This window comes from Streptomyces sp. NPDC046862 (assembly GCF_040704615.1).
Classification (GTDB): domain Bacteria; phylum Actinomycetota; class Actinomycetes; order Streptomycetales; family Streptomycetaceae; genus Streptomyces.
On the sequence record NZ_JBEYXP010000024.1, the window covers coordinates 14,419 to 28,400 of the forward strand.

Below are 13,982 nucleotides of genomic sequence, written 5' to 3' on the forward strand. Positions count from 1 at the left end.
GCGGATTTCGGGTACCGATGGATCGATCGCCCTCTGCTCGACGAGGAACCGGCCCCCGAGGAGAAGGACATGAGCACAGCGGACAGACACCGCCCCGACGTCCTCGTCGTCGGCGGTGGGATCGGCGGCCTCTCGGCAGCGCTGGCCCTGGCCCGCAAGGGGCTGGGAGTGCGTCTGTACGAGCGGTCCGCGGAGTTCGGCGAGGTCGGCGCCGGCCTCCAGATCGCGCCGAACTGCACCCGGATCCTCGCCGGCCACGGCGTCCTCGACGAGGTGGTCCCGCTGGGTATGCTGCCCGAGAACATGGTCATGAAGGACGCCGTCGACGGGGATGAGCTGACCCGTCTGGACCTGAGGGATGTGGAGAGGCGTTACGGCTTCCCGTACATGGTGCTGCACCGCGGCGACCTGCACGGCGTCTTCCTGCGCGCCTGCGAGCGGACGGGTGTCGAGCTGGTGACGGGCGCGCGCGGCGTGTCGTACGCGAACGTCGAGGGTGGCGCGCGGGTCACCTTCGCCGACGGCCGGTCCGACGAGGCCAAGGTCGTCATCGCCGCGGACGGCCTCCACTCGGTCGCCCGTTCGCTGCTCGTCCACGACGAGACGGTCGACTCGGCGTACGTGGCCTACCGCGCGGCGCTCCCGTACGACCGGGTGCGCGGCAACGGCGTGCACGAGAAGGACGTGGTCGTGTACGTCGGCCCACGCTGCCACTTCGTGCAGTACCCGCTGCGCGGCGGCCGGATGTTCAACCAGGTCGCCGTCTTCGAGTCGCCCAGCGCGCCGGCCGGCGAGGAGGACCGGGGCACTCCGGACGAGCTCGACCGGGCCTTCGAGGGCATGTGCGGGCAGATCCAGCGGGGGCTGCCGCTGATGTGGCGCGACCGCCGGTGGCGCATGGTCGACCGCGACCCGGTCACGCACTGGGTCAGCGGACGGATCGCCCTGCTCGGCGACGCCGCCCATCCGCCGCTGCAGTACATGGCCCAGGGCGCGGTGATGGCCATCGAGGACGGCTGGGTGCTCGCCGAGCACGTCGGCGCCCAGAGGGCGCGGCGTTCGCACGGTTCGTCGGGCGTCGACTGGGGGTCGGCCCTCGGGGCGTACGAGGCCGTTCGGCCCGAGCACTGCCGCCGCGTCGTCCTCACCGCACGCGAGTGGGGCCGGCTCTGGCACCACGACGGGACCGAACGACTGCGCCGCAACGCGCTGCTGCGCGCCCGCGACACCTACGACTACGCCTTCACCGACTGGATCTACGGCCCGACCGCCCTGAGCCCCGAGCAGGAACCGGACCTCTACCCGACGATCCCGCTGGACTCGGTACGGGTCTGAACGGGGCGGTGGTGGCGTGCGCCCTCAACTGTCGCCGGCGTTGCTGCGCAGGTCGACGCGGGCGCGGCGCAGGGCGACGGTGAGGGCTCCGCGGAGCGGGGCGGCTTCGCCGAGGGCGCCGGACTCGACGGGCGGAGGCAGCGGGGCGAGCGTGTTCAGGGCCTCGCGGACGGGGTCCAGCAGGGCGGGGTGGCTGCCGATGGGCCCCGAGCAGGACGAGTTCGTGGTCGACGACGGCGCAGACGGTGGCGATGGCCTCGCCGATGCGCTCAGCCGGCTCCGCGATCATGGTCGGCCGCCAGGTGAGCTCCTACATCAAGCCAGTACCCGCCCGACGCCTTGACGTGTCCACATCTGTCATCAAGCATGCGGGGAGCTCGATGACTTCTGGTCGATTCTGTTCGCCTCTGTGTTCCGGAGTGTTCTGGAAGGGAGTGCCGTGTCCAGCCGACATCGCATCATCCGGGCGTTGGCGCCCGCAGTTCCCCTGGTGCTCGGCGCGGGTCTCGTCGCCGCACCGGCCGCGACCGTACCGGCGGCCGCCGCGGACGCGCCGCCGCAGAGTGCGGTCACGGTGCGGCTCGACCCGTCCTACCAGCAGCAGGAGTTCGAGGGGTGGGGAACGAGTCTCGTCTGGTTCGCCAACGCCACGGGCGGCTATCCGGATCCCATCCGAAGACGGCTCGTCGACATGCTGTTCGGCGAGGACGGTCTCGCCCTGAACATCGCGCGCTACAACATCGGCGGTGGCAACGCGCCCGACGTCCGCAAGGACTACATGAAGGCGGGCGCGACCATGGAGGGCTTCTGGAAGGCCCCCGAGGGAACCACACGGCAGGACATGGACTGGTGGGACCCGAACGACAAGGACCACTGGAACTGGGACGCCGACGCGGGCCAGCGCTGGTGGGTGGACCAGGTCAAGAACAAGGTCACCGGCTGGGAGGCGTTCAGCAACTCACCGCCGTGGTTCCAGACGGTCAGCGGATACGTCTCCGGGGGCTTCGACGCGAGCACCGACCAGATCCGGGCCGACCGCGTCGACGACTTCGCCACCTATCTGGTGCGCGTGACCGAGCAGTTGGAGAAGAAGCACCGCATCAGGTTCGACACCATCGACCCGCTCAACGAGCCCAACACCCCTTACTGGGGCTCCCAGATCGGAGCGGACGGCCGGCCCACGGGCGGGCGTCAGGAAGGCGCGCACGCCGGACCGGAACTCCAGCAGAAGGTGGTCCTCGCCCTCGCCAAGGCGCTGGGCGGGGCGAAGACCCGCGCCGAGGTCTCCGCGATGGACGAGACCAACCCCGGCATCTTCACCCAGAACTGGAACGCCTACGGCACCGCCGCCCGGGACGCCGTCGACCAGCTCAACGTGCACACCTACGGCACGGGCATGCGCACCAGCGCACGTGACATCGCCAAGGGCGCCGACAAGAAGCTGTGGATGAGCGAGGTCGAGGGCACCTGGGGCACGGGCACCGACTTCACCGGCATGGAGCCGGGGCTCGGCATCGCCACCCGGATGGTCGACGACATGCGCGAACTGGAGCCCTCCGCCTGGGTGTTCTGGCAGCCCGTCGAGGACGCCATCCCCCAGGCCGCGGCCGGCAAGAACTGGGGCAGCATCCACGTCCCGTTCAACTGCACCGCCGAGGACACCCTGGAGACCTGCCCGATCCGGACCAACTCCAAGTTCAACACCATCCGGAACTTCACCCATCACATCCGCCCCGGCGACCACTTCGTGAAGGTAGACGATCCCTCCAGCGTCGCGGCCGTCAGGAAGTCCGGCCGTGCGGCGACCGTCGTGCACGTGAACAGCGGCACGTCCGCGCGCTCCGTGACCCTCGACCTCTCGCGCTTCGGCAAGATCACGCAGAAGGCCACGGTGACACCCGTGGTGACGAGCGCCGACGGCGCCCTCGTACGCGGCACCCCGGTCCCGGTGACCAACCGGTCGGCCACTCTCGCCGTCCCGGCGAAGTCGGTCACGACCTTCCTGGTCCAGGGCGTCATCGGGGTGGCGAAGGATGCCGCCCTCGTGCAGCCCGGCCACGTCTACCGGCTCCAGGGCGCGCAGAGCGGGAAGTCGCTGGCTCCGTCGGCCGACGGCAGCGGCGTCGTCATCCGTACGACCGACCCCGGCAGCGCCGAACAGCTGTGGTCCGTCAGGCAGTTGACGCGCGGCACGGACCACCGCGAGCGCTACGCCCTCACCCACGCCACGACCGGCAAGCGGCTCGCCGTACGCGACGACCAGGCCGTCCTGGAGGACCCGGACACACGGGACGGCAAGGTCGCCGAAGCCGCCCAGTGGATCATGTCGACGACCGGCGACACCACCTGGACCTTCGTCAACGCCGCCACCGGCCGCCTGGTCGACGTCACCGGACAGTCCGCGACGGACGGCGCCAAGGTGTCGACGTACACCCCGACCTCGGCGGCGAACCAGCGCTGGACCGTGACCGACGAGACGGTGCTGCGTACCGAGCCGGCCGAGGCGTTCACCGTCCCCGGCCTGCCGCCGAAGCTCCCGGTGACGGTGAAGCCGGTGTTCCGGGACGGCGCCCGGGGCTCGCTGCCCGTGGTGTGGAACATGCCCTCCGACCGCAAGTGGCGCGAGCCAGGGACCGTGCGCGTCACGGGCAAGGCGACCGACCCCCTCGGGCGGAGCGTCCTCGCGAGGGCGGTCGTCACCGTCGACACGATCGCCTCGACCCTCCCCGGCCGCGCCAAGACCTACGTGGGCGGGAAGCCGGAGCTGCCGGCCACGGTCGTCGGCGTCGGCCGGCACGGCGGCCGGGCCCAACTCCCGGTGACCTGGGGCCCGGTAGCGGACGGCGCGTTCGACAAGGCCGGGGTCGTGACACTGCGCGGTGTCGCCCGGGTCGTGGGCGGCGGCACGGCCGACGCGTCCGTGCGGGTGCAGGTCACCGAACCGGTGGAGGCCAACATCGCGCCCGACGACGGCGTCTCGGTCGACGCCACGTTCACCGAGAGCGGCTACTCCGCGGAACGCCTGCGCAACGGCGACCTCTCCGAGAAGGCCTGGTCCAACTGGAAGCCGGGGAACGCCAAGAACCCCTCCGACACCATCACCTTCACACTGCCCGCCGCACGCGACCTGGACCGGATCGTGGCCCACTTCCACCGGGACGGGGGCAACGCCTCGTTTCCCGAGAGTCTGAAGGCGCAGGTCCGGAAGGCCGGCGACGGTGCGTGGACGGACGCGAGTCAGGCCGTCGAGGTCGGGGCCGAGGGCACGCCGGTGGTCGACGTCCCGCTGGAGGCGGGGCCCGCGACCGCGGTACGCGTGGTGATGACGGCACGTCAGGGCGGCTACATCACCATGAGCGAGATCGAGGTGTACGCCAGGGCACCCGGCGTCTCCTCGGACGCCGCCGCCACGTCGATCGAGGTGGACGGCGTCCCTGTCGCGGGGTTCGGCCCCGGCACGACCGACTACCGGGTCGTCAGCGACGACCCGAACCGGAGCACGGTCACGGCGACCGCACGCGACCCCTACGCGACCGTCGCGGTCGACCGGAGCACCGAGGGCCGGCGGACACGGGCCGTCGTCACCGTGACCGCTGAGGACGGGTCACGGACACGGACGTACCGGATCGACCTCGTGCGCCGCTGAGGGGAGGCACCGCAACGCGTCGGGAGGGGGAGCCGCGCTCGGCTCCCCCTCCCGGTCACATCGACTTCAGCTTCAAGTAGCGGCGCATCTCCGGCAGTTCGGTCAGGGCGATCAGGACCAGGACGGCCGTGACGGCTCCGGCCGAGGCCCTCACGATGCTGGAGGGGATGAAGAGGCCTTTCTTCCTCAATCTCATTCTCATGGCAGGTTCACCTCCTCTCCGCTGCGTCGGCGAACAGGTCGGCGACCAGGGACTCGACGAACGGCACGGACCGCTCGACGGCCGCACGGACCGGTTCACTGAGGCCGACGACGACGTCCACTTCGTCGCCCTTCATACGGACTTCGGGTTCGCACCCGACGACGAGCACGCGGGGCAGTTCCCCGTCGCCCAGGTGGCGGGCGAGGGCGAGGACCTTGACGGGGTCCATGGCATGGGCCTCGGGAGCGGCCCCGCCGGGCAGCGCGGCGACATCGGGCTCGATGAGGCTGAGGGTGCCGGGTGACTCCCCGTGGGGCATGGCGTCGAGCAGGACGACGGTGTCGTATCCGTCCAGCATGCGGTAGGCCAGGTCCATCCCGCGGATGCCGAAGTCGGCGACGTGGACACCGTCGGGCCAGGGTCGGCCGGCGAGGGCGGTGGCGGCCTCGGGGCCGAAGCCGTCGTCGGCCATGAAGATGTTGCCGACGCCCGCGACGAGCACGCGATGGCCCGGCGGTCCGCCCTCCGTTCCCTCGAGCGGTTCGAGTTCGTCGGGGGCGAAGAAGAACCGGTGGCCGATCTGGCTCGCGGAGCCGAGGTCGCGGCCCGGGTCGCCGTCGAGGACGACCGCGACGTGCACCTGTCCCTCGAAGTCCTCCTCCACCGCGGCGACTTCGGCGATACGTCCGGCAAGGGCCAGGTCCATGATGTCCGCCCGCCGGGACGGCCTCAGCCGCACCCGGGTGCCGGGCCGGTAGGAGACGCCGTTCACATCGCCTCCCCCGTGGCCGCGCGGAACTCCCGGATGGCCCCGTGCAGTCCCATCAGCTCGTCGGTGCCGAGCCCGGCGCAGCGGTCGAGGATCTCTCGTGCCCGAGGGTCGCTCGCCCGCGCCTCGGCCTGCTCCTCCTCGGTCAGGCTCAGCACGCTCAGCACGAGCAGCTGATCGATCTCCGTCCCGTCGAAGAGGTCGCCCGGGCTCTCGGGTGCCACGCGCGGGAAGTCGTACAGCGTGACCGGCGAGGACAGCACGGTGTGCGCCCGGCCGTCCTGTTCGTCGGTGCCGACCAGCACCGGCCAGGTGCCCTCGTTGCGGCAGGCGGCCACGTGGTCGCGCAGGGCGGTGGGCGGGTCGACGAGGGAGACGAAGCGGCCGCGTTCGCTGTGCAGCACGGTGTGGGTGGAGACGAAGGCGTACGAGGCGGCGGCCTCGCGCGCGTGCCGGGCGCCCTGCTCGGGGACCGGGCAGTCGGTGGTGTTGGCGATCCGCACGGTCAGCCGGCGTACGCCGTCCGCGACCGGCTCGGCCGTGACCTCCACCGTGCCGGTGAGCCGTCGCCAGGTACGTACGAGGGCGGCGGCCGCGCCCAGGGGCTCGGTGTCGGTGCCCTCGGGAATGTCGACGGCCGCGGCGCCGGGGCCGCCGGTCAGCACGACCTCGCGTTCGGTCACCTCCTGCCAGCTGACGTATCGCTCCCCCGCCACGGTCAGCTCGTCGACGGGGAGGCCGTCCCGCATGACCGTGCGGTCCACCACCTGCAGGAACCGCACACGCACCGTCAGGTCGTCGGCGGGTCCCTCGTGGAGCACCTGTGTGGTCATGACGGCCCGCTCGCCGAGCGCGTCCGCGCAGACGGCGGGGAAGACGCCGCCGAAGGTCCAGCGTTTGGTGTTCTTCAGCGCGGACCGCCGGTAGGGCCACAGCAGATAGCCCTCGTACAGGCAGGTCCGGGTGATCTTCTCGACGTCGGAGAGGTCCGAGGCGTCCGAGGCGTCCGAGAGTTCCGAGTGGTCGGTGAGGGTCATGAGGTGGAGGTCCCCGAGTGGTGGAGGGCGGCACTGTCGAGCAGGGCGCGCACGGCGTCGTCGGGGCTGCCGAGGACATGCCGGGCGCGGTAGGCGTCGAGTCGGTCGTAGGTGTCCCGGGACAGCCGCAGCCAGGGGCTGCCCGCGTGGTAGCGGTCGGTCAAGGAGTGCCACAGGCCGGCCGGCAGGGCGTAGCGCGTGTCGCCGTCGGTCCAGGAGATCCGGGAGGCGGCGAGCCCGCGCCCGCCCGGGGCCTGGTGGAAGACGGTGCCGCTGAAGAGGAAGTCCAGCGGTACGTCGCCTTCGCCCACCGCGCGCAGGTACTTGGTGACGGCCAGCTCGGTGTCGTAGGGGCACTCGACGAGGATGTCCACAGCCGTGCGGTCGTCGAAGGCGGGGACGTGGACGGTGGTCCGCGCCCACGTGAGCGGCCGCATGCCGCTCGCCCACTGCTCCGGTGCCCCGAACAGCTCGGCCAGGGCGTCCTCGGTCTCCCGCCCGTAGCGGCGGCGGGCCACGTCGATGCGCAGGACGGTGTTGAGGGCGATCGAGCCGACGGGGCTGCCGCCGGTCCTGGTGATCTCCAGCCGGAAACGGAGGGTGGGCAGCGCGGCGAAGCGTTCCTCCCGCACTCCGGTGACGGCGAACGCGAGGTCCGGCGTCACCGGAGCGGACAGCGCGGGCGGCGCCGTCATGCGGGGGACAGGTTCGGCATGTCCCGGTCGACCGGGTTGCGGTTCCGGGCGTTGATGCCGGTGGAGCGGCGGGCCGTGGAGCGGTCGTCGCGGCGGTGTCCGGGCTGGTGCTTGTACATGCCCTTGTGGTTGCCGCGCCGTACGCCGGCGACGTGCGCGGGCTTGTCGGGCTCGACGTCGGGTCTGCCTACGGTGATGCCCATGACGCCTCCTCGATGGTGAAGGGGGTGGGTTCGGTGGGTTCGGTGGGTTCAGTCGCTTCGGTCGGTTCGGTGAGTGCGCGGAAGAAGTCCTCGACCCGCTGCCACACCTCGGGGCCACCGTCCAGTCCCTTCCAGTGTGCGCGGACGACGGCGACCAGGCGGTAGCAGTCGTCGAGCGGGACGAGCCAGTGCTCGCTCGCTCCACGGGCCCGGTTCACCAGCAGGGCGCACACGTCGGAGACGGACTCCGGCAGGTCGGGGTGGCATCGCTCGACCTCCCGCCAGCTGTCCGGAGGGACGGTGGCGCGCAGCGCGCCCAGCGGGCTCGGGTACGCCGCGGTGATCTCTCCGGTCTCGCCCGAACGGGTGAAGAAGGCGAGGGAGACGGGGACGCCGAGGCCGGCCCACACGGTGTCGCCGATGTGGCAGTCCTCGAGCCGTCGCCGCTCCTCCGGCAGCAGCCGGTAGCCACCGGACGAGGTGTCACCGTGGTCGAACAGCACGGCGCAGGCGCGGCAGGCGCAGGAGACGCCGCCGGTGGCGAGCTGGAGCACATGGCGGTGCGGGTGCCCGTACGCCAGCGGCTCGGCGCACAGGTCGCACCGCTGCTCACGATCGCGCCGGTCGTCGGCCCGGGCCGCCCGCCGGGCCACGCGCCGCAGCCCGCTCATCCGCAGGCACCTCCGCCGACGGGCGTACGGGTACGGTCGCGACCTGGGCCGAGGCCACGGTCCCCGTCCCCGTCCCGGTCGCGGAACAGCGCGTCGACGGGGATCAGCGCCCCCTTCGCCGGACCGCTCTCGATCCGTACGTCCTCGATCTCCGGTGCCCGGGCGGCCACCGCGTCCCGTACGGCCTGCTCGGTCCCGGCCGAACCGCAGCCACCGCCCTGGATCCGGACGCGTACGGCGCCCTCGGACAGCTCCACCAGCTCCGGAGGACCGGGCAGCGCGGCGAGGGCCTGCAGGACGCGGGTCTCGGCCGGGTCGGGGTGCAGGTCGTGGATCAGCAGCAGATGGCCGACCAGTTCGTCGTCGGCCACCCGGGCCAGCAGGTCCGGGTGTTCGGCCAGGTGGGCGGTGATCCGTCCCAGGCACTGCCCGTACAGCCCGACGAGTGTCTCGACGGTCTGTGCGGCCCGGGCCGCGGCGACGCCGTCCGGCAGGGTGTCCAGGCCGGACAGCCGCTCCTCGGCCAGCGCCACCTGGCCGCGGGCGTACGCGTCGTCCCAGGGATCGAGGGGCATCAGTGACCCGCCTGGCCGGCCAGCGCGCCGAAGGTCGGCGAGTGGGACTGGGTGAGGGTGCGTCCGCCGCCGAGGTACATGTGGACACCGCACGGCAGACAGGGGTCGAAGCTGCGGACGGTGCGCATGATGTCGATGCCCTTGAAGTTCTCCGGCCCGTTCTCCTCGAAGATCGGGCAGCCCTGCACCGCGTCCTCGTACGGGCCGGGGGTGCCGTAGAAGTCGCGGGGGCTGGCGTTCCACGGGGTCGGCGGGTACGGGTGGTAGTTGGCGATCTTGCCGTCGCGGATCACCATGTGGTGGCTCAGGACGCCGCGTACGGCCTCGTGGAAGCCGACGCCGATGGCGTCCTTGGGCACCTTGAAGTCCTGGAACGTCTTGGTGACGCCGGAGCGGACCTCGTTCAGGGCCTGGTCGACGAAGTGCAGCGCCATGCCGGCCGCGTAGGCGACGAAGTACATGCGGGCGCGGTTGCGCTCGATGGTGTTGGGGAAGGGCGGCGGGGTCCACTCCAGCCGGACCTCCGGCGAGGACGGTGTCTTCGGCAGGTCGATCTGCACGCTGTGCCCGGTGGAGCGCACGTGCGGGGTGTTGACCTTCCCCGCGAGGGCGGTGGCCCACAGGCGGGCGATGGGGCCGCCGCCGGTGTCCAGGGCGAGGAAGTCGTTGGTGCGCTTGTCGAACCAGCGGGGGCTCATCACCCAGCTGTAGTTGCCGCCGTTGAGGTCGCGCTTCTGCGGGGCGGGCAGGGTGGTCTGGTTCCAGGGGTGGCGCTTGTCGACCGGGTTGCCCAGCGGGTCCTTGTCGACGAAGGTCTCCTCGCCGGTCCAGTCCTCGTAGTAGGAGCTGCCGAGCAGGATGCGCATGCCGAGGTTGATGTCCACCAGGTCCGTGGTGACGAGCTGGTTGTCGACCACGATGCCCGGGGTGACGAACATGCGGTTGCCCCACTCGTTCATCTTCTTGTAGTCGTAGTCGACGATCTCCGGGTCCTGGAAGGCGCCCCAGCAGCCGAGCATGGTGCGGCGGCGGCCGACCTCCTCGTAGCCGGGCAGGGCCTCGTAGAAGAAGTCGAAGACGTCGTCGTTCATGGCGACGGCGCGCTTGACGAAGTCCAGGCAGCGGGTGAGGCGGACCAGGTAGTCGGTGAACAGCTGGGGCGTGGCGACCGTGCCGACGCCGCCCGGGTAGAGCGTGGAGGGGTGCACGTGGCGGCCCTCCATGAGGCAGATCATCTCGCGGGTGAGGCGGCTCATGACCAGCGCCTCTTTGTACGTGGCCCCTTCGAAGGGGTTGTACGAGCGCATGATGTCGCCGATGGTGCGGTGGCCGTGCTGGTCGCCGCGCGGGGCGGGGGTGCGCTCGGCCCGCTCCCACACGCCCGGGTTGGTCTCCTTGACCATGCGTTCGCAGTAGTCGACGAAGACCATGTTGTCCTGGAAGATCGTGTGGTCGAACATGTACTCGGCGGCCTCGCCGAGGTTGATGATCCACTCGGCGAGCGGCGGCGGCTTCACCCCGTACGCCATGTTCTGCGCGTACACCGAGCAGGTGGCGTGGTTGTCCCCGCAGATGCCGCAGATGCGGCTGGTGATGAAGTGCGCGTCGCGGGGGTCCTTGCCCTTCATGAAGACGCTGTAGCCGCGGAAGATCGAGGACGTGCTCCTGCACTCCACGACCTCACGGGCGTTGAAGTCGATCTTCGTATAGATGCCCAGGTTACCGACGATCCTGGTGATCGGGTCGAACGCGACGTCGGTGAGGGTGCGCTGCTCCGTGGGAGCGGCCTGGCTCGTCGTCACTGGGCGGGGTCCTTTCGCACATGGGGGCACAGAGGGGTGTCACGCGGGGGGGGAGCACGCACGGGGCGGGCGTGGAGTTTCGGGGCCGAGGTTCGGGGGTCGGGTCAGCGGCCGGGCCAGCGCGGGGCGAAGCCGGAGGTGAGCTCGGTACGGTTGTGGCGCCACTTGGGCTCTTTGTTGACCGAACGGTTGGTGATGGCGCGCAGCGTGCGCACCAGCGGTCCGTACGTGGAGGCCGCGAGGCCGGAGGAGACGCTGGCCCCGGGCGGCTCGTCCATGAACGGCATGAACTTGTCGGGGAAGCCGGGCATGGTGCAGCCGATGCAGATGCCGCCGACGTTGGGGCAGCCGCCGATGCCGTCCATCCAGCCGCGCTTGGTGACGTTGCAGTTGACGACCGGGCCCCAGCAGCCGATCTTCACCTGGCACTTGGGCGAGTTGTAGTCCTTGGCGAAGTCGCCCTGCTCGTAGTACGCGGCACGGTCGCAGCCCTCGTGCACGGTCTTGCCGAACAGCCAGGTGGGCCGCAGTTGCTCGTCGAGCGGGATGGGCGGGGCCATGCCGGCGGCCTGGTAGAGCAGCCAGGTCACGGTCTCCATGAAGTTGTCGGGCTGGACGGGACAGCCGGGCACGTTGACGATCGGCAGCCCGCCGGCCGAGCGGAAGTCCCAGCCCAGGTAGTCGGCCAGGCCCATGCAGCCGGTGGGGTTGCCCGCCATGGCGTGGATGCCGCCGTACGTGGCGCAGGTGCCGATCGCGACGACGGCGAAGGCTCCGGGGGCGAGCCGGTCGATCCAGGTGTTGAAGGTGATGGGCTCGCCCGTGCGCAGGTCGTTGCCCATCGAGGTCCAGTAACCGTCGCCGTTGATGCGCTCGTTGGGGATCGAGCCCTCCACCACGAGGACGTACGGGGCACCGAGCTCGCCGTCGGCGGCCTGGCGAAAGGCGCGCATGAAGTCGTCACCGGTCTCGTAGGCGAGCACCTTGTTGTGCAGGACGACCTTCGGCAGCCCCGGAATGGCGCCGAGGACCACGTCCTCCAGACTCGGCAGCGAGGCCGCCGTGACCGAGACGGTGTCACCGTCGCAGCTCATGCCCTCCGAGGTCCACAGGATGTGAACCTCCTCCACGGCCGCGGGGGCCTCCTGGATGTCGGTGCTCATGGGATCCCTTCCTGACGGCGTCCCCCGCAGCAGGCTGACATAAATGACAATCAGCCACCATTCGGACACTCCGTTCGGGGATGCTCCCGTGTCGGGGTGCCGAGGTGTTCCGGTGTCTCCTTCGGCCGCCGCTTGCGGACGAAGGCGGAACGCAAGCCGTGGTACGGGGCGGCCGGGTCGTCGAAGACGGCACGCATGCGCTCCAGTTCGTCGTCGCGCCAGGCGCTGAGCGGGCGTGCGGCCTCGTCGCGCTCCCGGGCGGCCTTCTTCGCACCCAACCGGGCGGGCAGCCCCTCGGAACGGGCCAGCCGGGCGGCCATCCGGGCGACCTCCCCCGCGAACTCCCCCGGTGCGCACTCCACGACCCGGTCCACCAGCCCGAGCGCCTGGGCCGCGGCGGCGGTGAGCGGCAGCGCGTCCTCGGTGAGCCGCGCAGCGGCCTCGGGGCCGACCCGGCGCGGCAGGGTGTAGGTCCAGTACTCCGAGCCGTACAGGCCCATCAGGCGGTAGTGCGGGTTGAGGACCGCACCGGCGCGGCACCACACCTCGTCCGCCGCGAGGGCCAGCATCGCGCCCCCCGCGGCCGCGTTGCCGGGAAGCGCCGCGACCACGAGGCGGTCGGTGGTGGTCAGGATCTCCTCCACCAGGTCGTCGATGGCCTCGATGTTGGCCAGGGACTCGGCGGCGGGGTCTTCGGCGGCCTCGATGACGTTCAGGTGAATGCCGTTGGAGAAGAAGTCCCTTCTTCCGCCGAGCACGATGAGGTCGACGGGGCGGGTGCGTGCGTGTCTGTATGCGGTGAGGAGGCGGCGGCACCGGTCGGTGTTCATGGCGCCGCCGGGGAAGTGGAAGCGGACGTAACCTACGGTGTCTTGTTCCTCGTAGGTGATGTCCGAGTAGCTCCCGCCTGTTGGGTGTCGGGTGTCGGTTGTGGTCGGTTGCCCGCGCAGTTCCCCGCGCCCCTTCAGGGGCGCTTGGGCCGCGGGCAGTTTGAATGTTGCCGGGCCCCCGGGAACACGGCGACGGCGCAGCTCCGGGATCCAGACCGCGCCGTCCGCCGTCGCGCGGCAGATCGCGCCGTGGCGGGTGGCCAGGAGTTCGCCAGGGGGGCCGGTGAGGTGGGGTTCGGGGTGGCCGCCGTGGAGGTACCACTCGGCGCCGAGGAAGGTGTCGAGGACGCCGGGCTGTGAGTCGGCGGCGCGCAGCTTGCGCAGCACCGTCTCGGTGGTGTCGCGCGTCCAGTCGATGCGGCGTTCCTCCTGGCGCAGGTAGGGCTGCCAGGTGTGGGTGGGCGGCGTGACCGGGGTGTACGTGCCCGAGGTGAAGCGTTCGACGGCGAGCAGCACCGCGCGCAGGGCGGCGTCGGCCAGTTCGCCCCGGTACAGGTCGCTCTTGCCGACGTCCGGGGGCACGGGGAAGTCCGCCGACGCCCACACCGGCCCGGCGTCCATCTCGGCCACGGCCTGCAGGACGGTCACGCCCCACCGGTCGAGGCCTCCCTGAACCGCGCGGTCGAGGGACGACGGGCCGCGGTCGCCGGGCGGCCCCGGGTGGACGATGAGGCAGGGGTACGCCGACCAGACGTCTTCCGGGACGGCGGTCGTCAGCATGGGGGCGATGATCAGGTCGGGCTCGTGGCCGCGTACGGCGGCGGTGAGGCGCTGGTCGTCACCGAGCGCCAACTCCACGGCGACCGGGTGCCCGAGGTCGCGCAGCTCCGCGAAGACCCGCTGGGTGAGACTGTTGAACGCGCTGGAGAGAAGGAGGATCCGCATCACGCGGTGATGCTCTCCGGCGGCAGTCGCACGACGTGCGAGGCACGCCACCGAGGGGCGCGCGCTTGGGCCGCCCGAGGGAAAACACACCTCGTCCGTACGCGCGTGC

The 13,982-nt window shown here is 71.3% G+C and carries 12 protein-coding genes; 2 read left to right on the forward strand and 10 right to left on the reverse strand.

What is annotated here, in order from left to right; genetic code table 11:
- The first annotated feature begins 69 nt into the window (after nt 1-69).
- Both AB0959_RS25830 and AB0959_RS25835 read left to right on the forward strand, forming a co-directional pair.
- Nucleotides 70-1,335: an FAD-dependent oxidoreductase gene (locus tag AB0959_RS25830; RefSeq protein WP_366828927.1), complete on the forward strand. Its 1,266-nt coding sequence runs from the start codon at nt 70-72 to the stop codon at nt 1,333-1,335.
- A 439-nt stretch (nt 1,336-1,774) separates the two neighbouring features.
- Nucleotides 1,775-4,981 carry a glycoside hydrolase gene (locus AB0959_RS25835; RefSeq protein WP_366828928.1) on the forward strand — a complete coding sequence of 1,069 codons (3,207 nt, stop codon included), beginning with the start codon at nt 1,775-1,777 and terminating at the stop codon, nt 4,979-4,981.
- Between the two features lie 55 nt (nt 4,982-5,036).
- Here AB0959_RS25835 and AB0959_RS25840 read toward each other — a convergent pair whose 3' ends face one another.
- The 10 genes from AB0959_RS25840 to AB0959_RS25885 all read right to left on the reverse strand — a co-directional run bounded on the left by AB0959_RS25840 (nt 5,037) and on the right by AB0959_RS25885 (nt 13,873).
- Nucleotides 5,037-5,183 (reverse strand): hypothetical protein, encoded by a 147-nt coding sequence (locus AB0959_RS25840; RefSeq protein ID WP_366828929.1) that lies wholly within the window; start codon nt 5,181-5,183, stop codon nt 5,037-5,039.
- Between the two features lie 7 nt (nt 5,184-5,190).
- Entirely contained in the window at nt 5,191-5,955 is a 765-nt protein-coding gene (locus AB0959_RS25845; RefSeq protein WP_366828930.1) for a hydrogenase maturation protease, read from the reverse strand.
- Nucleotides 5,952-6,989, reverse strand: coding sequence for a hypothetical protein (locus AB0959_RS25850; RefSeq protein ID WP_366828931.1), 1,038 nt, complete (start codon nt 6,987-6,989; stop codon nt 5,952-5,954). Before AB0959_RS25850 ends, AB0959_RS25845 begins: the two co-directional genes overlap by 4 nt.
- On the reverse strand, nt 6,986-7,684 hold the full coding sequence (locus tag AB0959_RS25855; RefSeq protein ID WP_366828932.1) for a DUF6084 family protein: 699 nt from the start codon (nt 7,682-7,684) through the stop codon (nt 6,986-6,988). Before AB0959_RS25855 ends, AB0959_RS25850 begins: the two co-directional genes overlap by 4 nt.
- Entirely contained in the window at nt 7,681-7,887 is a 207-nt protein-coding gene (locus tag AB0959_RS25860) for a hypothetical protein (RefSeq protein ID WP_366828933.1), read from the reverse strand. The genes AB0959_RS25855 and AB0959_RS25860 overlap by 4 nt, the downstream gene beginning before the upstream one ends.
- A complete protein-coding gene (locus AB0959_RS25865; RefSeq protein ID WP_366828934.1) occupies nt 7,872-8,558 on the reverse strand; it encodes a DUF5947 family protein in 687 nt (228 codons plus the stop codon). The genes AB0959_RS25860 and AB0959_RS25865 overlap by 16 nt, the downstream gene beginning before the upstream one ends.
- Nucleotides 8,555-9,133 (reverse strand): NifU family protein, encoded by a 579-nt coding sequence (locus AB0959_RS25870; protein WP_366828935.1) that lies wholly within the window; start codon nt 9,131-9,133, stop codon nt 8,555-8,557. Before AB0959_RS25870 ends, AB0959_RS25865 begins: the two co-directional genes overlap by 4 nt.
- Nucleotides 9,133-10,935: a nickel-dependent hydrogenase large subunit gene (locus AB0959_RS25875; protein WP_366828936.1), complete on the reverse strand. Its 1,803-nt coding sequence runs from the start codon at nt 10,933-10,935 to the stop codon at nt 9,133-9,135. The genes AB0959_RS25870 and AB0959_RS25875 overlap by 1 nt, the downstream gene beginning before the upstream one ends.
- Before the next feature lie 104 nt (nt 10,936-11,039).
- Nucleotides 11,040-12,098 (reverse strand): hydrogenase expression protein HypE, encoded by a 1,059-nt coding sequence (locus AB0959_RS25880; RefSeq protein ID WP_366828937.1) that lies wholly within the window; start codon nt 12,096-12,098, stop codon nt 11,040-11,042.
- 50 nt (nt 12,099-12,148) lie between these two features.
- Nucleotides 12,149-13,873 (reverse strand): enoyl-CoA hydratase-related protein, encoded by a 1,725-nt coding sequence (locus AB0959_RS25885; protein WP_366829038.1) that lies wholly within the window; start codon nt 13,871-13,873, stop codon nt 12,149-12,151.
- Nucleotides 13,874-13,982 lie beyond the last annotated feature (109 nt).